The organism is Microbacterium sp. LCT-H2, assembly GCF_001866135.1.
Classification (GTDB): Bacteria; Actinomycetota; Actinomycetes; order Actinomycetales; family Microbacteriaceae; genus Microbacterium.
The window spans coordinates 787,830-810,552 of the sequence record NZ_MODW01000002.1 but is presented as its reverse complement, the minus strand read 5'-3'; the positions used below and the strand labels follow the sequence as shown (position 1 = coordinate 810,552).

Here is a 22,723-nt window from a genome sequence, read left to right as displayed (position 1 = left end):
ATAAATCACGGGCTTTCGCCGGTGACCAGCGCGGAGCAGACTGGTTAGGTCCCCCTTGCTAGCCGCATGGCCGCACCGGCGAGCAAGATGGAGGCGCCTGTCGCTCCCATCCGAATAGAAGGAGACGGATTCGTGTCCACGGTGAACAGCTTCGGTGCCAAGAGCACCCTGACGGTCGGCAGCACCGACTACGAGATCTTCCGCATCGACACGGTGCCCGGTTTCGACAAGCTCCCCTTCAGCCTCAAGGTCCTCCTGGAGAACCTGCTTCGCACCGAGGACGGCGCGAACGTCACGAAGGCGCAGATCGAGGCGCTCGGGTCGTGGGACGCCAATGCGGAGCCCAACACGGAGATCCAGTTCACGCCGGCGCGCGTGGTCATGCAGGACTTCACCGGTGTGCCCTGCATCGTCGACCTCGCCACCATGCGCGAGGCCGTGACGGCGCTCGGCGGCGACCCGAACAAGATCAACCCGCTCTCGCCGGCCGAGATGGTCATCGACCACTCCGTCATCGCCGACCTGTTCGGCACCGAGAACGCCCTCGAGCGCAACGTCGAGATCGAGTACGAGCGCAACGGCGAGCGGTACCAGTTCCTCCGCTGGGGCCAGACCGCGTTCCAGGACTTCAAGGTCGTGCCCCCCGGCACCGGCATCGTCCACCAGGTGAACATCGAGCACCTGGCGAAGGTCATCTACGACCGCACCAATGGGGGCGTCCTCCAGGCCTACCCCGACACCTGTGTCGGCACCGACTCGCACACCACGATGGTCAACGGACTGGGCGTGCTCGGCTGGGGCGTCGGCGGCATCGAGGCCGAGGCCGCGATGCTCGGCCAGCCCGTGTCGATGCTCATCCCACGCGTCGTCGGCTTCAAGCTCTCGGGTGAGATCCCCGCCGGCGTGACCGCGACCGACGTGGTGCTGACCATCACCGACATGCTGCGCAAGCACGGCGTCGTCGGCAAGTTCGTCGAGTTCTACGGCGAGGGCGTCGCCTCGGTGCCGCTCGCGAACCGCGCGACGATCGGCAACATGTCGCCCGAGTTCGGCTCGACCGCCGCGATCTTCCCGATCGACGACGTCACCCTCGACTACCTGCGCCTCACCGGCCGCAGCGACGAGGCCGTCGCGCTGGTGGAGGCCTACGCCAAGGAGCAGAAGCTCTGGCACGACGCCTCCCACGAGCCGGTCTTCAGCGAGTACATGGAGCTCGACCTGAGCACGGTCGTCCCGTCGATCGCCGGCCCGAAGCGCCCGCAGGACCGCATCCTCCTCTCCGAGGCGAAGACGCAGTTCGAGCAGGACATCCTGAACTACGCCACGGCCTCGACCAGCGACGACATCGTCGATCTCGAGTCCAAGCACTCCTTCCCGGCGTCCGACCCCGGTCAGGTCCCCGGCGAGGAGGAGCCGACCACGCGCCCCGTGCACATCAGCAGCGGTGCGCCGGCCAACGTGTCGAACCCCGTCCCGGTCACGACTCCGGAGGGTGAGAAGTACACGCTCGACAACGGCGCCGTCACCCTGGCCGCCATCACGTCGTGCACCAACACGTCCAACCCGTCGGTCATGATCGCCGCCGGCCTCCTCGCCCGCAAGGCGCGGGAGAAGGGCCTCAAGCAGAAGCCGTGGGTCAAGACCACGCTCGGCCCCGGCTCGAAGGTCGTCACCGACTACTACGAGAAGTCGGGTCTGGACAAGGACCTCGAGGGTCTCGGCTTCTACACGGTCGGCTACGGCTGCACCATCTGCATCGGAAACTCCGGCCCGCTGATCGAAGAGGTCTCCGAGGCGATCAACTCGCACGACCTCGCGGTCACGGCCGTCCTCTCGGGCAACCGCAACTTCGAGGGTCGCATCAGCCCGGATGTGAAGATGAACTACCTGGCCAGCCCGCCGCTGGTCATCGCGTACGCCCTCGCCGGTTCGATGCACTTCGACTTCGAGACCGACGCGCTCGGCAAGGACCCGGACGGCAACGACGTGTTCCTCAAGGACATCTGGCCCTCGCCGGACGAGGTGCAGGAGATCGTCGACTCGTCGATCTCGCGCGACCAGTTCATCAAGCAGTACGCCACCGTGTTCGACGGTGACGAGCGCTGGCGCAACCTGCCCACGCCGGACGACGACACGTTCCAGTGGGACGAGAACTCGACCTACGTGCGCAAAGCCCCGTACTTCGACGGCATGAAGATGGAGCTCACCCCGGTGAAGGACATCGAGGGCGCGCGCGTCATGGCGACGCTCGGCGACTCGGTCACCACCGACCACATCTCGCCCGCCGGGAACATCAAGCCGGGCACCCCCGCGGCCCAGTACCTCACGGAGCACGGCGTCGACCGCAAGGACTTCAACTCCTTCGGCTCGCGTCGCGGCAACCACGAGGTCATGATCCGCGGCACCTTCGCGAACATCCGTCTGAAGAACCTCATGGTCTCGGCCGTGAACGACGGACAGGTCGTCGAGGGCGGCTACACCCGCGACTTCACGCAGCCGGGCGGCCCGCAGTCGTACATCTACGACGCGTGCATGAACTATGCCGAGCAGGGCACCCCGCTGGTCGTCTTCGGCGGCAAGGAGTACGGCTCCGGCTCGTCGCGCGACTGGGCCGCCAAGGGCACGAGCCTCCTGGGCGTCAAGGCCGTGATCACGGAGAGCTTCGAGCGCATCCACCGCTCCAACCTCATCGGCATGGGCGTCGTCCCGCTGCAGTTCCCCGCCGGCGAGAGCTGGGAGTCGCTGGGCCTCGACGGCACCGAGATCGTCTCGATCACGGGGCTCGAAGAGCTCAACAACGGCGTCACCCCGAAGACGGTCAAGGTCACCGCCACCCCGAGCGAGCACTCGCCTGAGGGCAAGCAGACCGTCGAGTTCGACGCGGTCGTCCGCATCGACACCCCCGGTGAGGCGGACTACTACCGCAACGGCGGCATCCTGCAGTACGTGCTGCGCTCGCTCGTCTGAGCCACGACGACGAAGGGGCCCGTGTCCACGGACACGGGCCCCTTCGGCATGTCAAGGGTCTGCCGCCCTCGGGGGATTCCCGGCTCCGAGCGGTAGGATCGAGAGCGTGTCCGCACCCGTTCGGGCGCACCGCCGAGGCCTGTGAGGAGGCGCAGATGCCCATTCTTCCGAGCATCTCTGGACCGCGCGATCTTGATCGGCTCTCGCCGGAGCAACTGGAAGAACTCGCTGCGGAGATACGGGCTTTCCTCGTCGAGAACGTCTCGCAGACGGGCGGTCACCTCGGTCCGAACCTCGGCGTCGTGGAGCTGACGATCGCCCTGCACCGCGTGTTCTCGTCTCCGGACGATCCCTTCATCTTCGACACCGGCCACCAGTCCTACGTCCACAAGATCCTCACCGGTCGTCAGGACTTCTCTAAGCTGCGCGTCCGGGACGGCCTCGCGGGCTACCCGCAGCGGGCGGAGAGCCCCCACGACGTCGTCGAGTCCTCCCACGCCTCCAGCTCGCTGAGCTGGGCCGATGGTGTGTCCCGGGCGCTCACCGCGACGGGGCGCGCGGACCGACACGTCGTCGCGGTGGTCGGCGACGGAGCGCTGACCGGCGGGATGACGTGGGAGGCGCTGAACAACATCTCCGACGACAACGACCGCAACCTCGTCATCGTCGTCAACGACAACGGCCGCTCGTATGCGCCGACCATCGGCGGCATGTCGCGGTTCCTCAACCGGGTCCGCACCGCGGCGGCCTACAAAGACCTCCACCACAAGTCCGATCGCCTCTTCCGCGCGTTCGGGCCGGTGGGCCGCGCCGTGTTCCGCGGCGTGCGCGGCGGCACCCATGGCTTCCTCTCCCGGTTCACCAACAACGAAGCCCTGTACTCCAACCTCGACATCAAGTACCTCGGTCCGGTCGACGGGCATGACCTTCCGGCGTTGCTGGAGACCCTGGAGCTGGCGAAGTCGTACGGCGCACCGGTCATCGTGCACGCGATCACCGAGAAGGGCCGCGGCTACCAGCCGGCCCGCGACGACGAGGCCGACCAGTTCCATGCGGTCGGCAAGATCGATCCCACGACGGGGGAGACCCTGTCCTCGGGCGGCCGCGGATGGACCGACGTGTTCTCCGATGCCCTCGTGAAGGTCGGGGAGCGGCGCTCGGACGTGATCGCGATCACCGCGGCCATGCTCCGGCCCACCGGCCTCGCCCCCTTCGCGGAGCGCTTCCCGGACCGTGTCTACGATGTCGGCATCGCCGAGCAGCACGCGGTGGCCTCGGCCGCGGGACTCGCGTACGGCGGCCTGCATCCGGTCGTCGCCGTCTACGCCACGTTCATGGGACGGGCATTCGACCAGGTGCTGATGGACGTCGCGCTGCACCGCGCCGGTGTGACCTTCGTGCTCGATCGGGCCGGCGTCACGGGTCCCGACGGCCCCAGCCACCACGGCATGTGGGATCTCGCCATGCTGCAGATCGTGCCGCACATCCGCATCGCCGCACCCCGTGACGGTGCACGACTGACGGAGGCACTCGACGAAGCGGTCGCCGTCGAGGACGCTCCGACCGTCATCCGCTTCCCGAAGGGCGATGTCTCCGCCGATCTGCCGGCGCTCGAGCGCCTCTCGGACGGCGTGGACGTGCTGGCCCGCGGCGAGGGCGAAGACGTCCTCATCGTCGCCATCGGTCCGTTCGCCGCCCTGGCTCTGGACGTGGCCGACCGGCTGCGCGCCCAGGGCATCGGTGCCACCGTGATCGACCCGCGGTGGGCGATCCCCGTGCAGCCCTCGGTCGTCGAGCTCGCGGCGCGGCACCGCCTGGTGATCACCCTGGAGGACGGCATCCGCGTGGGCGGCATCGGCACGCGCGTGCGGCAGGTGCTCCGCGAGGCGGGCATCGACACGGCCGTCGACGAGCTGGGCCTTCCCGACGAGTTCATCGACCACGCGTCGCGCGATCAGATCCTCGCCGACGCGGGGCTCACCGCCTCGAAGATCGCCCAGGACGTCGTGGCGCAGGTGCTGGGCACCCGGATCCCGAAGGCCCGACACGCCGGCGAGACCGGCGCGATCGAGCTCCCGCTGCACGAGCGCCACTGACGCGGTCCCGAGCAGCACTCCCGTCGTCAGCGGAGGTCGGCCACCGTCTCGGCGACGATCTGTTCCACTGCGGTGAAGGCGCGGGCGCGCTCGTCGGGGACGAGACCGACCCGCGTGCGGCGGTCCAGCACATCGGCTGCGGTGAGGGCGCCCTGGAACCGGACGGCGTGCTCGATGGCGGCGCGGGAGAGAGGGGCTCCCTCGACGACGGCGTCCTGCGGGCCGATCGGTGCGGGATCGTCGATCAGGCGCAGGGACGCGGTGCTGCTGGGGCCGGCGCGGAGACCGCGTTGCCGCACCGCCAGGTCGACGGCGTCCTCGGCCATCCGACGGTAGGTCGTCAGCTTGCCGCCGAGAACGGAGACGACGCCCGACGTGGAGGTGCGCACGAGATGCCGACGGGAGACGTCCGCGGTCTCAGCCGCTCCGGTGTCGACGAGCGGGCGGAGGCCGGCGAACGCCCCGCGGACGCGGTCCCGCGCCAGCGGCACCGCGAGCAGGCGGTTCAGGGTCTCCAGGAGGAAGGCGATCTCCGCCTCGGTGGGTTCGGCGACGGAGGGGATGGGCCCCGGTGCGTCGACATCCGTGAGCCCGACGATGACACGCCCGCCGCGCTGCGGCAGGGCGAACACGTAGCGGCTGATGGAGCCTTCGAGAGGGATGGTGAGCGCGGCGGTCGGGCGGCCGAGGTCGGCGGCGTCGAGGACGATGTGGGTGCCGCGGCTCGGGCGCAGCGTGAGGCCGTCGTCCAGGGTCGCCGCCCAGACTCCGGTGGCGTTGACGACGGCCCGTGCCCGGATCTCGATGCGTTCGCCGGTGAGCATGTCCGTCGCCGTGGCTCCGTCGGCGTGCAGCCGCTCGGCGCGGACTCGCGTGAGGATCCGCGCGCCGAGACCGGCAGCCGTGCGGGCGACAGCCACGACGAGGGCCGCGTCATCGGACAGCTGGCCGTCGTACGTGACCATGCCACCCCGCAGGCCGCGGGGATTCAGAGCGGGGAAGAGGCGCAGCGCTCTCGCCGTCCCGACGGGGTGAGGGCCAGGCAGGACCTTCCCGCTCGTGCGCGCCTGCAGGCGGAGGAGGTCGCCCATGGCCATCCCCGCCGCGCCGGCCCCGCGCTGGCGGCCGCTGACGCCCGGGGCGAACGGGAGAAGCTGTCCGAGCGGACGGATGAGGTGCGGCGCGATCACCGACATCAGCAGATGCCGCTCCCGTGCACTCTCGCGTGCCGTCGCCACGTCGCCCGTCGCGAGGTACCGCAGGCCGCCGTGGACGAGCTTCGAACTGAACCGGCTCGTCCCGAAGGCGAGGTCCTCCGCCTCGATGAGGGTCACGCGAAGCCCGCGTGATGCGGCGTCCAGGGCCACGCCCGTCCCGGTGATCCCGCCGCCGACCACGAGGAGGTCGCACGTGTCGGCGGCCGCGGCCGCGAGGTCGCTTCCGCGGCGCGCCGCGTGGAGGGCGGTCGAGGCGGCGGTCATGGCCGCAGGTGTCCGTCCAGCGCGGCGCGGAGCTCGCGTTCCCACGCCTGCTCGTCGATGAGGTCGGCCACCGTGCCGTGCGAGAGGACGGCAGACTGGGCGATCAGGAGCAGCATGACGGCGATCTCGCCGGGTTCGCCCGCGCGCACCGAGCCCTGGGCCTGTGCCGCTGCGATCGCGTCGGCCAGCCACCGGAGGATGAGTCGCTGGCTGGAGCCCACCCGGTGCAGCGTATAGCGGGTGAACGCCTCGGGCTCCTCGTCGAGGAGATGCCCGTACACCGGATCGGCGCGGAAGAGGGAGGTGAACCGGAGCACGTCGGCGACGAGCGCATCCCGGGAGTCGACCTTCTTGGGGAACTCCTGGAGGAGGGTGGCGACGCGCCGGAGGAGTGCGGAACGGACGACGTCGTCGGCATCACGCCAGGTCCGGTAGATGGTCGGGCGGCTGAGGCCGGAGCGCCGGGCGAGTGCGGCGATGGTCACGCCGTGGACACCGGTGCGGACGAGCAGGTCGTCCGCCGCGTCGAGGACTCGGCGTTGCGTGGCATCCCAGGTGGGAGGGAAGGCTTCCGTGGGAGAATCCGAAGGTTGACGTTCTTCCATGATGTGTCACACTGTAACCCATGGAGCAGCGGAACGGCAGAGGAGCCGACAGGCCCGAGATGCGCTGGAACGGCTGGGGCGACCCGGAACGGGCGAAGGACCTCCCTCTCGCGGTCCGCGGCCTGCTGCCCCTGCTGCTAGGCCGTGTTCCCCGCCCGCCGCGTCCGCCCGCTCTGGATGACGTGCGTGTGCGGCCCTCCCGGCTGACGGCCGCTGATCTCGACGCGCTGGTGGCGGCGGTCGGTCCCGACGCTGTCGACGCCACGTCGTCGGCGCGCCTCCGGCATGCCGGGGGGCGCTCCACCCCCGATCTCCTGCGGCGGCGGGCTGTCGAGCAGGATGCGCCCGACGCCGTCGTGTTCCCCGCGGACCATGACGCCGTGTGCGCCTGCCTCGCGCTGGCGGTAGAGCGCGGGATCGCCGTGATCCCCTTCGGTGGAGGAACGAGCGTGGTCGGGGCGCTGGACCCGGAGACCGGCCCGCATCGCGCGGTGCTGAGCCTGGACCTGCGCCGGCTCTCCGGGCTGCTCCGGCTCGACGAAGTGAGCGGCGAGGCGACCCTCGCGGCAGGTACCACCGGACCCGAGGCCGAAGCGCTGCTGTCGGCGCACGGGTTCGAGCTGGGGCACTTCCCGCAGAGCTTCCGGTACGCGACCATCGGCGGTTTCGCCGCCGCCCGATCCTCCGGTCAGAACTCCGCGGGCAACGGGCGTTTCGACGCGATGGTGACGGGGATCCGCGTCGCGACGCCGACGGGAGACCTCGACCTCGGCCGCGCGCCGGGATCGGCGGCGGGGCCCGATCTCCTCCGCCTCTTCCTGGGTTCCGAGGGGATCTTCGGCGTGATCACGGAGGTCCGCGTCCGCGTGCACCCGGTACCGACGGTGCGGATCTTCGAGTCGTGGACCTTTCCCGATTTCGATCGCGGGGCCGATGCGCTCCGCCGGGTCGTCCAGCAGGGGGCCGGCCCCACGGTCATCCGGCTCTCGGATGAAGCCGAGACCGCTGTGAGCCTCGCCCAGGTCGGCCGGATCGGGAAGGCTCTCGCGAAGGGGGCGAGCGTCGTGACGGTGTTCGAGGGCGACGACGCCGCAGCGCGCCGGGACCGGACCGCGGAGATCCTCGCCGAGGTCGGCGGCCGGTCCGCGGGCACCGGCGACGCGGAGGAATGGGCGGCGGGACGCTTCGACGGTCCGTATCTGCGCGATGCTCTGCTCGACGCCGGGGTGTTCTGCGAGACGCTGGAGACCGCGACCACCTGGTCGAACCTGCGCACTCTGAAGGAAGCGGTCGAGGGGGCGCTGCGGGACGGCTTCGACGCGGCGGACGCCCGCTCGTACGTCATGTGTCACGTCTCCCACGTGTACCCGACCGGCGCGTCCCTCTACTTCACGGTGCTCGCCGGGCTGCGACAGGATCCGCTCGGCGCCTGGACCGTCGTGAAGGGCAGGGTGAACGACGCGATCCTCGCGAACGGCGGGACGATCAGCCACCATCACGCCGTGGGTCGCGATCACGCCCCCTGGCTCGCGCAGGAGATCGGGGACACCGGAGTGCGGATCCTCACGGCCGTGAAGCGGGAGCTCGATCCTCGCGGCATCATGAACCCGGGCGCCGTCCTCGCCGATGTCCCGATCGGGACGACCGTCTGACATGGGGCACATAGCGGTGCTGTCGAACCCGCTGTCCGGCAAGGGCCGCGGGCAGCGGGTCGCGGACGACGCGCTCGCTCACCTCCGACGGTGCGGCGCGGACGTGCGCGTGTACGCCGGGCGTTCTGCTGCCGACACGAGGCGGCTGGCCGCGGTGGCCCTGGACGCGGCACCGGACGGTCTCGTCGTGGTCGGCGGCGACGGCACCCTCTCGGGCATCCTCGAACTCGTGTGCGCCGCGGGCATCCCGGTCACGGTGGTCCCCGCCGGGACCGGGAACGATCTGGCGCGCGCGCTCGGGCTGCCGCGCGCGGACGTGGCGGAGGCGGTCGAGCTCGCGCTGACCGGCGTGCCCCGCGCCATCGACATCGGCGAGGTGCGGACGTCGACGGGCACTTCCCTCTTCCTCACCGTGGCGGCTCTGGGGTTCGACGCCCGGGTGAGCGATCGCACCAACCGCCTCCGCTGGCCCTCCGGCGCGCTGCGGTACTACCTCGCGCTGCTGATCGAGCTCATCCGGCTGCGTCCCCTCGATTTCACGATCCGTGCCGATGACGGCCCGGTGACCCCGGCCCGCGGCATCCTCGTGGCGGTCGGGAACACGGCCAGCTACGGCGGGGGGATGCCGGTCTGCGTGGGGGCGGCCCCGGACGACGGCGCCCTCGACGTCGTCGCCGTGGGGCCCCTGGGCCGCCTCCGGCTGGTGCGCCTGTTCCCACTCCTCCTGCGCGGGACGCACCTGGCGCGCCGGGAGGTGCGGCACGTCCGGGCCCGCACGGTCACCGTCGCCGCCCCGGGGCTTGTGGCCTACGCGGACGGCGAGCGCGTGGGGGAGGATTCCTGCACCATCTCGATCCGCGCGGGGGCACTGACCGTCATGACCCGGGCGGAGCGGAGGGACACGCATGTTCGATGAGGACGTCGTCATCGTCGGGTCGGGGTTCGGCGGATCCGTCGCGGCGCTCCGACTCACGGAGAAGGGCTACCGCGTCCGCGTATTCGAGGCCGGGCGGCGCTTCGCCGACGAGGACTTCGCGAAGACCAGCTGGGACGTGCGTCGCTATCTCTGGGCCCCGGCGCTCGGGTGCTTCGGGGTGCAGCGCATCCATCGGCTGCCGCACGTCATGATCCTCGCCGGCGCGGGCGTCGGCGGCGGGTCGCTCAACTACGCGAACACGCTCTACGAACCGGGCGCGGCGTTCTTCTCCGACCCCCAATGGGCGTCGATCCGAGACTGGCGCGCGGCACTGGCACCGCACTATGCCACGGCCAGGCGCATGCTCGGTGTGGTGGAGCGCTACCCGCACGAGGGTCCGGTGGAGCGGATCATGGCCGGAGCCGCGGAGGACCTCGGGGTGGGCGCGACTTTTCGCCGAGCTCCGGTCGGCGTGTGGTTCGGTGAACCCGGGAAGCGGGTCGCCGATCCGTTCTTCGGGGGCGAGGGTCCGGATCGCACGGGATGCACGCTCTGCGGTAACTGCATGGTCGGCTGCCGCGTCGGTGCCAAGAACACCCTGGTGAAGAACTACCTCGCCCTCGCCGAGCGCCGCGGAGCGGTCATCGAGCCGCTGCGCACCGTCACCGAGGTGAGGGAGCTGTCGGACGGCGGCTTCTCCGTCACGACGCGGCGCAGCGGGGCCTGGTTCCGCCGGCGGGAGCAGACCGTCACCGCACGAGAGGTCGTGCTGGCCGCGGGGACCTGGGGCACGCAACAGCTCCTGCACCGGATGAAGGACGCCGGAGCGCTGCCACGGATCTCCGACGCCGTGGGCCGGCTCACGCGGACCAACTCGGAGGCCCTGGACGGGGCCGTCGCCGTCCGAGTGCCCGAGGGGGTGGAACTGGCGCGCGGCGTGGCGATCACGACCTCATTCCACGTGGACGAGCGCACCCACGTCGAGAACGTCCGCTACGGTCCGGGATCGAACCTGATGGGCGCTCTCGCCACCGTGCTGGTCCCGGGTGACCGCGCCCTGCCGGGTCGCCTGGTCGCGCTCGCGGGGCAGGTGCTGCGCCGTCCCGCGCGGGCCCTGCGCCTCGCCTCTCTCCGACGCTGGAGCGAGCGGGGGATCATCGCGCTCGTCATGCAGACCGCCGACAACTCGCTCACGCTGTCGCTGCGGCGGCGCTTCGGGCGCGTGCAGCTCACGAGCGCCCAGGGGCACGGCGCACCGAACCCCAGCCACCTCCCCGAGGCGCATCGCGCCGCCCGTGCCATCGCCGCCCGGCTGCAGCGCGAGGGCGGGGTGCCCACCGAAGCGCGCGGCTCCTGGCCGGAGGTCTTCGGGATCCCGCTCACCGCGCACTTCCTCGGCGGGGCGGTCATCTCCGCTTCGCCGGAGCACGGCGTCGTGGACGAGTATCAGCGCGTCTGGGGACACCCCGGACTGCATGTCGTCGACGGGGCCGCCGTGCCCGCCAATCCGGGGGTGAACCCGTCCCTGACCATCACCGCCCTCGCGGAGCACGCCCTGTCGCACTGGCCACGACGCGGGGAGCCGGATCCCCGGCCGACGCCGGGGACGACACAGGGGGCCACGCCTTCGGCGCGACCCCCTGCGGAGATGTGATCAGCGGCTCTCGATACCGCGGATCTGCGGCGTGTGGAACGAGCCGCCGAACGCGCGCTCGGACGCCCCCTCGCGGTCGAGGTACGGCGACGCCCCACCATCGATGAACGGCCAGCCCGCGCCCAGGATGAGGCACAGATCGATGTCCTCGACCTCCGGGACCACACCCTCGTCGAGCATCCGCTTGATCTCGGTCGCGAGCCCGTCCTGTACGCGCTGCAGGATCGTGGCGGCGGACGCCGGGCTCTTGCCGACCGCCGGAGCGAGGACCTTCTCGGCCCGCTTCGTCCAGCCGACCACCCGGCCGCCCTTGTCCTTCTCCACGACCTGGTCGAGCTCGGCCAGGGCGTGGAAGTTCTCGTTGGCGTAGAACCGGTCGGGGAACGCGCGCACCATCGTGTCCTGCACGTGCGCGGCGACCTTCCAGCCGACGAGGTCGATGAGCTGGAAGGGACCCATCGGCAGGCCGAGCGGCGCGAACGCCTTCTCGACGTCAGCGATCGGGGTGCCCTCGTAGACGGCGCGCGCCGCCTCGCCCATGACCTTCGCGAGCAGACGGTTCACCACGAAGCCCGGGGCGTCGGCGGTGAGCACCGCGTTCTTGCCGAGGTTCTTGGCGACGACGAACGCGGTCGACAGTGCTGTGTCCGCCGTCGCCGGCGTCTTCACGATCTCGATCAGCGGCATGACCGCGACCGGGTTGAAGAAGTGGAAGCCGACGAGCCGCTCCGGGTGGGCCAGCTTCGCGCCGATCTCCTCGACCGACAGCGACGAGGTGTTGGTGGCGAGCACCGCGTCCTCCGCGATGATCTTCTCGATCTCGCCGAAGACCTGCTGCTTGACGCCGACCTCTTCGAAGACCGCCTCGATGACGAAGTCGCAGTCCGCGTAGAGGCTCTTGTCGGTCGTGCCGGTGACGAGGCCGCGCAGCTTGTTCGCGGTGTCCGCGTCCACCCGGCCCTTGGTCTCCAGCTTGCCGATCTCCTCGTGGATGTAGGCGACACCCTTGTCGACGCGCGCCTGGTCGAGGTCGGTGATGAGCACCGGCACCTGGAGCTTGCGCACGAACAGCAGCGCGAACTGGCTGGCCATGAGGCCCGCACCGATAATGCCGACCTTGGTGACCTTCTTCGCCAGCTCCTTGTCGGGGGCGCCGACCGGACGCTTCGCGCGCTTCTGCACGAGGTCGAACGCGTACATCGAGGCCGCGAACTGATCGCCGGTCACGAGTTCCGCCAGCGCCTCGTCTTCGCGGGCGAAGCCCTCCGCCTTGGTGCCGCTCTTCGCCTTGTCGAGCAGTTCGAGGGCGGCGTACGGCGACTTCGGCACGGTGCCGATCTTCGACTCCAGCATGCCGCGGGCCATCTTGATGGCGATCGGCCACTTGGTGAGGCGCTCGATCTTGCCGGGCTCGTTCTTGCGCACGACCTTCTTGCCGCCGAGGACCGCGTCCGCCCAGGCGAGAGAGTTCTCCAGGTAGGTCGCGGCAGGGAAGATAGCGTCGAAGATGCCGAGGTCGAAGGCCTGCTGGGGCTTCAGCATGCGGTTCTGCTTGAGCGGGTTGGAGATGACCACCTCGAGGGCGTTCTCGATGCCGATGAGGTTCGGCAGCAGGTAGGCGCCGCCCCACCCGGGGATGATGCCGAGGAAGACCTCGGGGAGCGCCACGGCCGCGGCCGAGGCGTCGACCGTGCGGTACGTGGAGTTCAGGGCGATCTCCAGCCCACCGCCCAGCGCCAGGCCGTTCACGAACGCGAACGACGGCACGCCGAGCTCGCTCAGCTTCCCGAGCACCTTGTGTCCGAGCTGGGCGATCAGACGCGCGTTGTCGCGCGATCCGACCTTGCTGATGTCCGAGAGGTCGGCGCCGGCGGCCATGATGTACTGCTTGCCGGTGATGCCGACCGCCTGGATCTCGCCGGCCACCGCGCGGGCCTTGAGTCCGTCCAGCGTCGCGCCGAGCTCGGTGAGGGTGGCCGGGCCCAGGGTGTTCGGGCGGGTGTGGTCACGACCGTTGTCCAGCGTGATCAGGGCGAGGACCTTGCCCGAGGCGAGGCGGATGTCGCGCACGGGGGAGTGCGTGACGACCTCTCCCTCGGTGAGCGCCTGGATGGGCGAGAAGTCGACGTCGTCGTAGCTCACTTCTTCTTCTTTCCGTCGTAGTGCGGGTTCTCCCAGATGACCGAGCCGCCCTGGCCGAGACCGACGCACATCGCCGTCAGGCCGTAGCGCACGTCGGGGCGCTCCGCGAACTGCGCCGCGAGCTGGATCATGAGCCGGACGCCAGAGGCGGCCAGCGGGTGGCCGACGGCGATCGCGCCGCCCCACGGGTTCACCCGGGGGTCGTCGTCGTCGATGCCGAAGTGGTCGAGGAGGGAGATCACCTGGATGGCGAACGCCTCGTTGAGCTCGAAGAGTCCGATGTCGGAGATGTCGAGGCCGGCCTTCTTGAGCGCCTTCTCGGTCGACGGGATCGGGCCGATGCCCATGATCTCCGGCTGCACGCCGGCGAAGGCGAACGAGACCATCCGCATCTTCGGCGCGAGGCCGAGCTCCTTGACGGCGCTGCCGCCGGCGAGCAGCGACATCGTCGCGCCGTCGGTGAGCGGCGAAGACGTCCCGGCGGTGACGCGGCCGTGCGGACGGAACGGCGTCTTGAGACCGGCGAGGTCCTCCATCGTGGTCTGCGGACGGCGGCCCTCGTCCTCGGTGGCCAGGCCCCAGGCGCCGTCGGCGCCCTTGATCGCGACCGGCACGAGATCCGGCTGGATCTTGCCGGCGTCATAGGCGGCCTGCACCTTCTGCTGGCTGCGCATGCCGTAGCGGTCGGAGCGCTCCTTGGTGAGGTGCGGGAAGCGGTCGAAGATGCGCTCCGCGGTGACGCCCATGTTGAGGGCGCCGGGGTCGACCATCTTCTCCGCCACGAAACGCGGGTTGGGGTCGGCGTTCGCGCCGATCGGGTGGTGCCCCATGTGCTCGACGCCGCCCGCGAGGGCGAGGTCGTACATGCCCACGCCAATCGAGGCGCCCATGGTCGTCACGCTCGTCATCGCGCCGGCGCACATGCGCTCGACCGCGAGTCCGGGGACGGTCTGGGGGAGTCCGGCGAGGATCGCCACCGACCGCCCGAGGGTGAGCCCCTGGTCGCCGGTCTGGCTCGTCGCGGCGATGGCGACATCGTCGATGCGGTCCGCCGGCACGGCCGCGTTGCGCTCCATCAGGCCGATGGTCGCCTTGACGGCGAGGTCATCCGCGCGGGTGTTCCAGTACATGCCCTTTTCGCCGGCGCGCCCGAAGGGGGTGCGCACTCCATCGACGAAGAAGACGTCCGAGATCTCGGCCACTCTGCCTCCAAGTTAGTGCGGTGGCCTCAGTCTATGAACGGCCGGAAACCGGGAGGAATCGGTTGGATCGAACCTACGAAGCGGTCGCGGACGTGGTGTCGGGCGATTGCGTCGCCTCTACAAAGGCGTCGGCGATCTTCTGTGCAGTCTGTTCAACCTGCCAGGGGCGGGCTCCGAGCGCGGAGAGCGCGGCACCGATCCCTTCCGCCGTGGCGTCCGGGCCGTCCCACGCGACCCGGCGCAGGTACTCGGGCGTGAGGAGGTTCTCGGTGGGCATGCCCAGCTCCTCCGCGACCGCCTCGACGGCGGGACGGGCGGCCTTCAGGCGGGCGTCCGCCTCCGGGTTGCGGTCGCCCCAGGCGCGGGGCGGCGGGAGCGCGTCGCTCGGCACACGCTCGCGCGGCAGCGTCTCGGCGGCACGGCCGTCGACGATCGCCTGCCACCAGCGGTCGAGCTGGGTGCGGCTCGCGCGGCCCTGGAACTCCTTGACTCCGGCGAGAGCCTGCTTGGAGGCGGGGTTGGCGAGGACCGCAGCGACGAGAGAGCGGTCGGGAACGAGACGGCCGGGGGAGATGTCCTGCTGCTGCGCGTACATCTCCCGTGCCTCCCACAGGGCGCGGGCGACGGCGAGATTGCGGGCACCGCGCACCTGGTGGAGACCGCTCAGCCGCCGCCAGGGGTCTTCGCGCGGGGCCTTCGGGGCTCGGGCCAGGGTGGCGGCGAACTCTTGGGCAGCGAAGGCGGTCTTGCCCTGCTCCTCGAGCTCGGCGACGAGGGCGTCGCGGACGTCGACGAGGTGCAGCACGTCCAGCGCGGCATAGTCCAACCAGGAGTCGGGCAGCGGCCGGGTCGACCAGTCGGCCGCCGAGTGCTCCTTCTTCAGGGTGATGCCGAGCGTGTCCTCGACGACGGCGGCCAGACCCACCCGGTCGTGACCGAGCAGGCGGGACGCGAGCTCGGTGTCGAAGATCTCCGTCGGCTCCAGGTGCAGCTCGCGCAGCGACGGGAGGTCCTGGCTGGCGGCGTGGAGCACCCACTCGACGTCACCGATGGCCTCCTGCAGGGGAGCGAAGTCACCGATTGCGGGCGGGTCGAACAGGAACACCCCGGCCTCGCGCCGGAACACCTGCACCAGATAGGCCCGCTGCGAGTAGCGGAAGCCGGACGCCCGCTCGACATCGACGGCGACCGGGCCGGTGCCTGCGGCGAGCGCAGCGCAGGCGGCGCGGAACTCCTCGGTTTCGGAGATCACGGAGTATTCAGTCACGTACAGCCTTTCGCGCGCCGATCACGGCGATGCCCTCGGAACCCGGCGGAAGCCCCGCCAGCATTCCGACCAGCTCGGCCCATGCTTCGACGTGCGGTCGGAACGGGCCCTCCGGAGTCCAGGACGCCCGCAATTCTATCTGTGCGCCATCGCCCTCGTCGGCGAGGCCGCCGAATCCCTTCGACAGCGTCTTCGTCGACGTGCCCGACGGGGAGTGGTAGATCGCGTCCCGGGAATCCAGCGCGTCCACGAGCCACGACCAGGTGACGTCGGCGAGCAGGGGGTCGGTGCCGATCTCGGTCTCGAGTGGCGCCTGGGCGAAGATCACGATGCGCCAGGCGCCGCCCCAGGCATCCGGCTCGTGCGGGTCGTGCAGCAGGATGAACCGTCCGGTCCCGTACACGGAGTCGCCGTCCTCGCCCGGGCGGACGTCGGCGGACAGAGCGATCGCGAAGGGGGCCAGATTCTGCGGCGTGGGGATCTCACGGACCGCGATGTCGTCGCGGAACGCGGTCGCGCGCAGTTCGGCGACGGCGGCGTCGAAGGGCGTCCCGGCCTCGGGGTGTGCGGTCACGGCAACAGGCTAGAGTCGGAAGGCGATGAAGAGTCTCAGGCACGCCGTTGCGATCGTTGTCCCCGCGCTCCTCGCTGTGGGCGCTGCCGTCGGGGTCCTCGTGATCGCGGTGGCGCGCCGGGTCGTCATCCCATTGCGCAGTCGCATTCAGGACACGGAGATCCTCGCGATCGACACCGGCGCCCAGACGATCGAGCTCCGCCGCACCCTCGACACCGAGCTGCCGGGGCGGTACGGCCTCTTCACCACGGGCACCTACGGCTACGTCAAGCTCGGCGCGGTGCTCAGCGCGGACAGCACGACCGTGCGGCGCAAGCTCCTCACGAAGATCGAACCCGGAGCCCGGGTGGACCGCGGAGCATCGTTCAGCGGAAGCTACTACACGTCGCCGAGCGAGCTGCACCTGCGCTGGGAGAACGTGCTCATCGGCTCTCCGGCCGGACCGTGCCCCGCGTGGTTCTTCCCCGGGGAATCCTCGACCTGGGTCATCCAGGTGCACGGTCGCGGCACCACGCGGGCGGAATGCCTCCGTGCCGTGCCGGTGCTGCACGCGGCCGGGCTGCCCACGCTCGTCGTGTCCTACCGCAACGACGGCGAGGCGCCGCGCACGCGAGCGGGCGCCTATGCCCTCGGCGCGTCGGAGTGGCGGGACGTGGACGCCGGGATCGCCTACGCGCTGCGTCACGGCGCGGAGCGCGTCGTGCTGATGGGCTGGTCCATGGGCGGGGCGGTGTCGTTGCAGGCTGCGGTCAACTCTGGCCACCGCGATCGCATCGCGGGCATCATCCTCGAGTCGCCGGTCGTGGACTGGCGCACCGTGCTGCGCTTCCAGGCCCGGGTCGCCCGGGTCCGCGAACCTCTGCCCGCCCTCGCGATGGGGGCGCTGCAGCTGCCGCTCACGGCGAAGCTCAGCGGTGCGGACGAGCCCATCCTGTTCGACCGCCTGGACATGGTCGCGCGGGCCGACGAGCTGCAGGCGCCGATCCTCATCCTGCACAGCGACGACGACGGCTTCGTCCCCGCGGACGCCTCGCACGCCCTGCAGGAGGCGCGGCCGGACCTCGTGACCATGCCGCGCTTCACCGTCGCCCGGCACACCAAGCTCTGGAACTACGACGAGAAGGGCTGGACCACGGCCATCACGGAGTGGCTCGCGGCACAGGGGCTCAGCGCTTCTGCCTGACCTGGTTCTTGGCCCGCATCAGCATGCCGGTCATGCCGCCGATCCGCAGCGGTGACACGGCCTTGGTGAGCCCGATCGACTGCGGGTAGTCCTCGGGGATCGCCAGGACCTCGTCCGCCGTCAGTCCGGTGAGGCCCTGCACGAGGATGCTCGCGAACCCCCGGGTCGTCGGCGCCTCTTCCGGAGCCGTGGCGTGCATGGTCACAACGTCGTCGTGGACCTCGACGAAGATGTAGACCGGCGATTGGCATTCCGCGACGCGCTCGCACATCTCCGGATGCGCCGCCACCTCGTCGGAGACGGCAGGCAGCTCGTCGGCGTACTCCAGGAGCAGCAGCAGACGGTCCGATTCCGGGGTCTCCAGGAATCCGTCGCGGATCTCGGCGAGGGTCTCGGGCAGGGTGGAGGCGTTCATCCCCGCCATTCTCCCACCTCAGACAGTGCCGGGCTCCGTGCCCGTAACGATCGGGACGCGCACGGCACTGCCCCACTCCGTCCACGAGCCGTCGTAGTTGCGGACGTTCTCGAAGCCGAGGAGGTGCTTCAGCACGAACCAGGTGTGGCTCGAGCGCTCCCCGATGCGGCAGTAGGCCACGACGTCGTCGCCGTCCTGCAGCCCGGCGCCGTCACGGTAGATGGCGTCGAGTTCTGCGCGACTCTTGAAGCCGCCATCCTCGGCGACGGCCTTCGCCCACGGCACGCTCTGCGCGGTGGGGATGTGGCCGGCCCGCAGCGTCCCCTCCTCCGGGTAAGCGGGAGCGGTGGTCCGCTCGCCGCTGTACTCCTCCGGCGAGCGCACGTCGATGAGCGGGGCGCCGAGGTGGGCGAGCACGTCCTCCTTGTATGCGCGGATGACCGTGTCGTCGCGCTCCACCACCGGGTACTCCGTGGCGGGGCGGTTCGTCGCCTCGCGGGTGAGCTCGCGGCCCTCCGCGATCCAGCGGTCACGACCGCCGTCGAGCAGACGGACGTCCTCGTGGCCGAAGAGCGAGAACACCCACAGCGCGTACGCCGCCCACCAGTTGTTCTTGTCGCCGTAGATGACCACCGTGTCGTCGCGGGCGATGCCCTTGCGGCTCAGCAGCTCGGCGAAGCCCTCGCCGTCGACGTAGTCCCGCACCACCGGGTCGTTGAGCTCGGTGTGCCAGTCCACCTTCACCGCTCCGGGGATATGGCCCGTCTCGTAGAGGAGGACGTCCTCGTCCGACTCGACGACGACGAGGCCGGGCTCTCCCAGGTGGGCGGCGAGCCACTCGGTCGTCACCAGGCGGCCGGGTTCGGCGTACTCGGCGAACTTGGGGGAGGAGGAGTCGAACTCGATGGCCATGGGGTCTCCGTAGCGGTGAGCGGGCGAGCGGGCGGTACGGACGGCGTAGTGTGGATCCGTCCCTTCGACGATAGATCCTCCGCGCGCCCCCGGGACCCGATCCGTAAGACTTCGACACAGGCCGTTGCCTGATTCAGGACCGTGATGACCGACCCGACCACCCGCACCGGAACCGTCCACCTCACCGAGCGCACGCCGACGGTCAGCGGACCCGAGATGCTCGCGAGCCTGGTGCCGCCGCCGCAGTTCGACGACGCCACGTTCGACAGCTACCGTGCGGACCCCGCCTACCCGTCGCAGGAGGAGGCCAAGCAGACGCTGCTCCGGTTCGCCGGACGCGGCGCCCCCGTCAAGCGGGGCGGCCTGTTCAGCAGGGCGAAGAAGGAGCCCGAGCTGAAGCCCGGGGTCTACCTCGACGGCGGTTTCGGCGTGGGCAAGACCCACCTGCTCGCGTCGATCTACCACGCGATGCCCGCGCGCCGGAAGTACTTCGGCTCGTTCATCGAGTACACCGCCCTGGTGGGTGCCCTCGGCTACAAGAACACCGTCGACCTCCTGAAGGGCGCCGATCTGCTCTGCATCGACGAGTTCGAGCTCGACGACCCGGGCGACACCATGGTCATGACGCGTCTGCTCGGTGAGCTCGTGCCCACCGGGACCCGGCTCGCGGCGACCTCCAACACGCCGCCGAACGCGCTCGGCGAGGGGCGTTTCGCCGCGCAGGACTTCCTCCGCGAGATCCACGCGATGTCGGACAGCTTCCAGACCCTGCGCATCGACGGCGTCGACTTCCGGCAGCGCGCGATCGACGGTCACGCCGTGGCGCTGGACGACGCGGCGTACGGCGCCGCAGTGGAGAGGGCAACGGCGGACGGCGCCGTGTCGGACGACGCGTTCGACGACCTCATCCGGCACCTGGCGCAGGTGCACCCCTCGCGCTACATCCGGCTCATCGACGGCCTGCACCGGGTGGGGCTGCGGGGCGTGCGTCAGCTCACCGACCAGTCCGAGGCCCTGCGGTTCGTCGCCTTCGTCGACCGCGTCTACGATGCCCAGATCCCGATCCTCGCGACGGGCCTCGGGCTCGACGCCGTGTTCTCCGACGAGATGCTCGCCGGCGGCTACCGCAAGAAGTACCTGCGCGCCATCTCCCGGCTCAACGCGCTCACGCATTCTGCGTAAGCCCGCAGGCCCGCGTAACGCGATGTTCACACGCGGAGCCGGGCTGTAACCGCGGGGAAACAAACCTCACGCATGGGCGAAATCGCCCGTGGTCACACTGAAGCTCTCAACTACTTCGGATGTGAGGTTTTCCTATGGATGCTCCCGGCAACATCTCGTGGGCGATCACCGCGACGGCACTGGTGCTGCTCATGACGCCCGGCGTCGCGTTCTTCTACGGCGGTCTCGTCAAGGCGAAGAGCGTCGTCAGCATGATGATGATGAGCTTCGGCTCGATCGGACTCGTCGCCGTGCTGTGGATTCTCTTCGGCTTCTCGATGAGCGCCGTCGACAGCCCGACGGCTTTCGCGGGCAACCCCTTCGCGGACATCGGCCTGTCCAGCCTCGCCTCGGGTGAGGGGTCGAACGTCGCCCTCCTCAGCGTCGCGTACGGCGCCACCTTCGCGATCATCACCGTCGCCCTCATCTCCGGGGCGATCGCCGATCGGGCGAAGTTCGGCAGCTGGCTGATCTTCGCGGGCGTGTTCGCCACGGTCGGCTACTTCCCGGTCGCCGCCTGGGTCTGGGGTGGTGGCTGGATCATGAACCTCGGGACGACCCTGTTCGGCGAGGACAGCGGCATCGGCGTGATCGACTACGCCGGCGGTACCGCGGTGCACATCAACGCGGGCGCCGCGGCGCTGGCCCTCGCCCTGGTGCTGGGCAAGCGCATCGGGTTCCAGAAGGGCATCCTCAAGCCGCATAACGTACCGCTGACGCTGCTGGGCGCCGCCCTGCTGTGGTTCGGCTGGTTCGGCTTCAACGCCGGTGCGGAGTGGCTCGCCGAGGACATGGGCGGCGTCGGACTCATCGGCCTGAACACCCTGGGCGCGACCGCGGCCGCGATCCTCGGCTGGATCCTCATCGAGCGCATCAAGGACGGCAAGCCCACCTCGGTCGGCGCCGCGTCCGGCGCGGTGGCGGGTCTCGTGGCGATCACCCCGGCGTGCGCCAACCTCACCCCGGGATGGTCCCTCCTGCTCGGAGCGGTCGCCGGCATCGTCTGCGCCCTCGCCGTGGAGCTGAAGTTCCGCCTCGGGTTCGACGACTCGCTCGACGTTGTCGGCATCCACCTCGTCGGCGGCCTCATCGGCACCGTGTACCTCGGCTTCTTCGCCACCGGCACCGGCCTGTTCGTCGGCGGCGACGCCCGCCAGCTCGCCGTCCAGGTGATCGCCGCGGCCGGCGTGCTGATCTACTCCTTCGTGGTCGCCTGGGTGATCGGCTTCGTGATCCAGAAGACGATCGGATTCCGCATCACGAACGAGGACGAGATCGCCGGTGTCGACCAGGTCGTCCACGGCGAGGAGGGCTACGCTCTCGCGAACGCGTGACGACGGTTAGGGTGACCGTGTGGGGCACGACCAGCAACGGCATCCTGAAGACACTGACGGACCTCCTGCGCCGAGCAGTGGGCTCCTCCCGGGCGTCGCGGACCTCTCCCGGTCCGCGGCGCCCGGACGCGCGTCTGCGGACGGCCGAGGAACGCGAGCGGCGGTCCGGTACCGTGGTGGACTCCGGGGCGGAGCCGGGGAGAACGCGCGGCACCGAGACCGTGCGGCTCGATGCCGGGCGCATGCCGGCCGTCCGCGTGGCCTACGCTCCGCAGCGGGACGGCGCCCCGGATGCGGGCGAGGTCGTCTGGACCTGGGTGCCGTACGAGGAGAACGACGGCCGGGGCAAGGACCGACCGGTGCTGGTGATCGGACGGCAGTCGTCCGAGCGGGTGTACGCGGTGCGGATGACCAGCAGGCCGCATGACGGCGACCGAGACTACCTCTCGATCGGGAGCGGGGAGTGGGACGGGCAGGGCCGCGAGTCGTGGGTCGACATCGAACAGCTCTACAGCGTCCACGAGCGTGGTCTCCGCCGGGAGGCGGCGGCCCTGGATCGTACCCGGTACGCACGAGTAGCGGCGGCGCTCCAGCGGCGATACGGGTGGGCGCAGAGCTGAGACCGGCGCCGGTTCCCATCCGATCGACGCGGGGCTCCGAACCTTCCTGTGAGTCGCCGCCGGCGGCACCCAAGGAGGAATCATGCGTTTCATCCCGACCAAGGTCCATGGAGTTCTCGACTACGTCGTCGGGATCGCTCTGATCGCCGCGCCCTGGCTCTTCGGCTTCGCCGGCATGGGTGGAGCCCCCGTCGTCATCCCGATCGTGCTCGGCATCGGCCTCATCGTCTACAGCCTCTTCACGAAGTACGAGTGGGGTCCGTTCGGTCTGATCCCCATGCCCGTGCACCTCGTCTTCGACATCGTCGCGAGCCTCTTCCTCGCCCTGTCGCCGTGGCTGTTCGGCTTCGCGGACGAGGCGCTGAACGTCTGGCTCCCGCACGTCGTCGTCGGTGCCGCCGTCATCGTCGTCGTGCTGTTCTCCCAGCCGCAGCCGCAGAGCACGCGCGGACGGGCGGCGACCGCCTGACGCGGGACAAGAC

At 70.3% G+C, this 22,723-nt stretch carries 18 protein-coding genes; 10 read left to right on the top strand and 8 right to left on the bottom strand.

Features of this window, described 5'->3' with window-relative positions:
* Positions 1-87 precede the first annotated feature (87 nt).
* Both BK819_RS08320 and dxs read left to right on the top strand, forming a co-directional pair.
* The gene (locus BK819_RS08320) at positions 88-2,967 is read left to right on the top strand and encodes an aconitate hydratase (RefSeq protein WP_177173813.1); all 2,880 of its coding nucleotides are present in this window, start codon (positions 88-90) and stop codon (positions 2,965-2,967) included.
* Positions 2,968-3,122: 155 nt separating this feature from the next.
* On the top strand, positions 3,123-5,063 hold the full coding sequence (dxs, locus tag BK819_RS08315; protein WP_071328687.1) for a 1-deoxy-D-xylulose-5-phosphate synthase: 1,941 nt from the start codon (positions 3,123-3,125) through the stop codon (positions 5,061-5,063).
* A 26-nt stretch (positions 5,064-5,089) separates the two neighbouring features.
* Here the strand turns inward: dxs and BK819_RS08310 are convergent, their stop codons facing one another.
* Together BK819_RS08310 and BK819_RS08305 are read right to left on the bottom strand one after the other, a co-directional pair.
* Positions 5,090-6,544, bottom strand: a complete 1,455-nt coding sequence (locus BK819_RS08310) for a glycerol-3-phosphate dehydrogenase/oxidase (RefSeq protein WP_071328686.1) — start codon at positions 6,542-6,544, stop codon at positions 5,090-5,092.
* The gene (locus tag BK819_RS08305; RefSeq protein WP_071328685.1) at positions 6,541-7,149 is read right to left on the bottom strand and encodes a TetR/AcrR family transcriptional regulator; all 609 of its coding nucleotides are present in this window, start codon (positions 7,147-7,149) and stop codon (positions 6,541-6,543) included. Before BK819_RS08305 ends, BK819_RS08310 begins: the two co-directional genes overlap by 4 nt.
* Before the next feature lie 20 nt (positions 7,150-7,169).
* On the opposite strand from BK819_RS08305, the gene BK819_RS08300 reads away from it, so the two are divergent.
* The 3 genes from BK819_RS08300 to BK819_RS08290 are packed head-to-tail and all read left to right on the top strand — an operon-like array spanning position 7,170 to position 11,371.
* A complete protein-coding gene (locus tag BK819_RS08300) occupies positions 7,170-8,801 on the top strand; it encodes an FAD-binding oxidoreductase (protein ID WP_256209413.1) in 1,632 nt (543 codons plus the stop codon).
* Position 8,802: 1 nt separating this feature from the next.
* Positions 8,803-9,717, top strand: a complete 915-nt coding sequence (locus BK819_RS08295) for a YegS/Rv2252/BmrU family lipid kinase (protein WP_083391704.1) — start codon at positions 8,803-8,805, stop codon at positions 9,715-9,717.
* On the top strand, positions 9,707-11,371 hold the full coding sequence (locus tag BK819_RS08290) for a GMC oxidoreductase (RefSeq protein ID WP_071328682.1): 1,665 nt from the start codon (positions 9,707-9,709) through the stop codon (positions 11,369-11,371). Before BK819_RS08295 ends, BK819_RS08290 begins: the two co-directional genes overlap by 11 nt.
* Here BK819_RS08290 and BK819_RS08285 read toward each other — a convergent pair whose 3' ends face one another.
* The 4 genes from BK819_RS08285 to BK819_RS08270 form a co-directional block, all read right to left on the bottom strand.
* Positions 11,372-13,513 (bottom strand): 3-hydroxyacyl-CoA dehydrogenase NAD-binding domain-containing protein, encoded by a 2,142-nt coding sequence (locus tag BK819_RS08285; protein ID WP_071328681.1) that lies wholly within the window; start codon positions 13,511-13,513, stop codon positions 11,372-11,374.
* A complete protein-coding gene (locus BK819_RS08280) occupies positions 13,510-14,715 on the bottom strand; it encodes a thiolase family protein (protein ID WP_071328680.1) in 1,206 nt (401 codons plus the stop codon). Before BK819_RS08280 ends, BK819_RS08285 begins: the two co-directional genes overlap by 4 nt.
* Positions 14,716-14,788: 73 nt before the next feature.
* Positions 14,789-15,982, bottom strand: coding sequence for an HRDC domain-containing protein (locus tag BK819_RS08275; protein ID WP_071328679.1), 1,194 nt, complete (start codon positions 15,980-15,982; stop codon positions 14,789-14,791).
* Positions 15,975-16,556, bottom strand: a complete 582-nt coding sequence (locus BK819_RS08270; RefSeq protein ID WP_071328678.1) for a DUF3000 domain-containing protein — start codon at positions 16,554-16,556, stop codon at positions 15,975-15,977. The genes BK819_RS08275 and BK819_RS08270 overlap by 8 nt, the downstream gene beginning before the upstream one ends.
* A gap of 25 nt (positions 16,557-16,581) precedes the next feature.
* Here BK819_RS08270 and BK819_RS08265 point away from each other — a divergent pair, with 25 nt between their 5' ends.
* Entirely contained in the window at positions 16,582-17,739 is a 1,158-nt protein-coding gene (locus BK819_RS08265; protein WP_071328677.1) for a S9 family peptidase, read from the top strand.
* Here BK819_RS08265 and BK819_RS08260 read toward each other — a convergent pair.
* Entirely contained in the window at positions 17,723-18,154 is a 432-nt protein-coding gene (locus BK819_RS08260; protein ID WP_071328676.1) for a SufE family protein, read from the bottom strand. The two genes, BK819_RS08265 and BK819_RS08260, sit on opposite strands and share 17 nt — an antisense overlap.
* 18 nt (positions 18,155-18,172) lie before the next feature.
* Positions 18,173-19,066 carry a sulfurtransferase gene (locus tag BK819_RS08255; RefSeq protein ID WP_071328675.1) on the bottom strand — a complete coding sequence of 298 codons (894 nt, stop codon included), beginning with the start codon at positions 19,064-19,066 and terminating at the stop codon, positions 18,173-18,175.
* A 144-nt stretch (positions 19,067-19,210) separates the two neighbouring features.
* On the opposite strand from BK819_RS08255, the gene zapE reads away from it, so the two are divergent.
* From zapE to BK819_RS08235, 4 genes are all read left to right on the top strand, one after another.
* Positions 19,211-20,248: a cell division protein ZapE gene (gene zapE / locus BK819_RS08250; RefSeq protein WP_071328674.1), complete on the top strand. Its 1,038-nt coding sequence runs from the start codon at positions 19,211-19,213 to the stop codon at positions 20,246-20,248.
* Positions 20,249-20,382: 134 nt separating this feature from the next.
* On the top strand, positions 20,383-21,621 hold the full coding sequence (locus BK819_RS08245) for an ammonium transporter (protein WP_025103552.1): 1,239 nt from the start codon (positions 20,383-20,385) through the stop codon (positions 21,619-21,621).
* Positions 21,618-22,241, top strand: coding sequence for a type II toxin-antitoxin system PemK/MazF family toxin (locus BK819_RS16980; protein WP_371259831.1), 624 nt, complete (start codon positions 21,618-21,620; stop codon positions 22,239-22,241). The genes BK819_RS08245 and BK819_RS16980 overlap by 4 nt, the downstream gene beginning before the upstream one ends.
* A gap of 82 nt (positions 22,242-22,323) precedes the next feature.
* The gene (locus BK819_RS08235; RefSeq protein ID WP_060922080.1) at positions 22,324-22,710 is read left to right on the top strand and encodes an SPW repeat protein; all 387 of its coding nucleotides are present in this window, start codon (positions 22,324-22,326) and stop codon (positions 22,708-22,710) included.
* Positions 22,711-22,723 lie beyond the last annotated feature (13 nt).

Bases quoted from the DNA above. Each gene is read 5' to 3' on its own strand.
- BK819_RS08320 (WP_177173813.1), top strand. From the start codon at position 88: ATGGAGGCGCCTGTCGCTCCCATCCGAATAGAAGGAGACGGATTCGTG.
- dxs (WP_071328687.1), top strand. From the start codon at position 3,123: ATGCCCATTCTTCCGAGCATCTCTGGACCGCGCGATCTTGATCGGCTC.
- BK819_RS08310 (WP_071328686.1), bottom strand. From the start codon at position 6,544: ATGACCGCCGCCTCGACCGCCCTCCACGCGGCGCGCCGCGGAAGCGAC.
- BK819_RS08305 (WP_071328685.1), bottom strand. From the start codon at position 7,149: ATGGAAGAACGTCAACCTTCGGATTCTCCCACGGAAGCCTTCCCTCCC.
- BK819_RS08300 (WP_256209413.1), top strand. From the start codon at position 7,170: ATGGAGCAGCGGAACGGCAGAGGAGCCGACAGGCCCGAGATGCGCTGG.
- BK819_RS08295 (WP_083391704.1), top strand. From the start codon at position 8,803: ATGGGGCACATAGCGGTGCTGTCGAACCCGCTGTCCGGCAAGGGCCGC.
- BK819_RS08290 (WP_071328682.1), top strand. From the start codon at position 9,707: ATGTTCGATGAGGACGTCGTCATCGTCGGGTCGGGGTTCGGCGGATCC.
- BK819_RS08265 (WP_071328677.1), top strand. From the start codon at position 16,582: ATGAAGAGTCTCAGGCACGCCGTTGCGATCGTTGTCCCCGCGCTCCTC.
- BK819_RS08260 (WP_071328676.1), bottom strand. From the start codon at position 18,154: ATGAACGCCTCCACCCTGCCCGAGACCCTCGCCGAGATCCGCGACGGA.
- BK819_RS08255 (WP_071328675.1), bottom strand. From the start codon at position 19,066: ATGGCCATCGAGTTCGACTCCTCCTCCCCCAAGTTCGCCGAGTACGCC.
- zapE (WP_071328674.1), top strand. From the start codon at position 19,211: ATGACCGACCCGACCACCCGCACCGGAACCGTCCACCTCACCGAGCGC.
- BK819_RS08245 (WP_025103552.1), top strand. From the start codon at position 20,383: ATGGATGCTCCCGGCAACATCTCGTGGGCGATCACCGCGACGGCACTG.
- BK819_RS08235 (WP_060922080.1), top strand. From the start codon at position 22,324: ATGCGTTTCATCCCGACCAAGGTCCATGGAGTTCTCGACTACGTCGTC.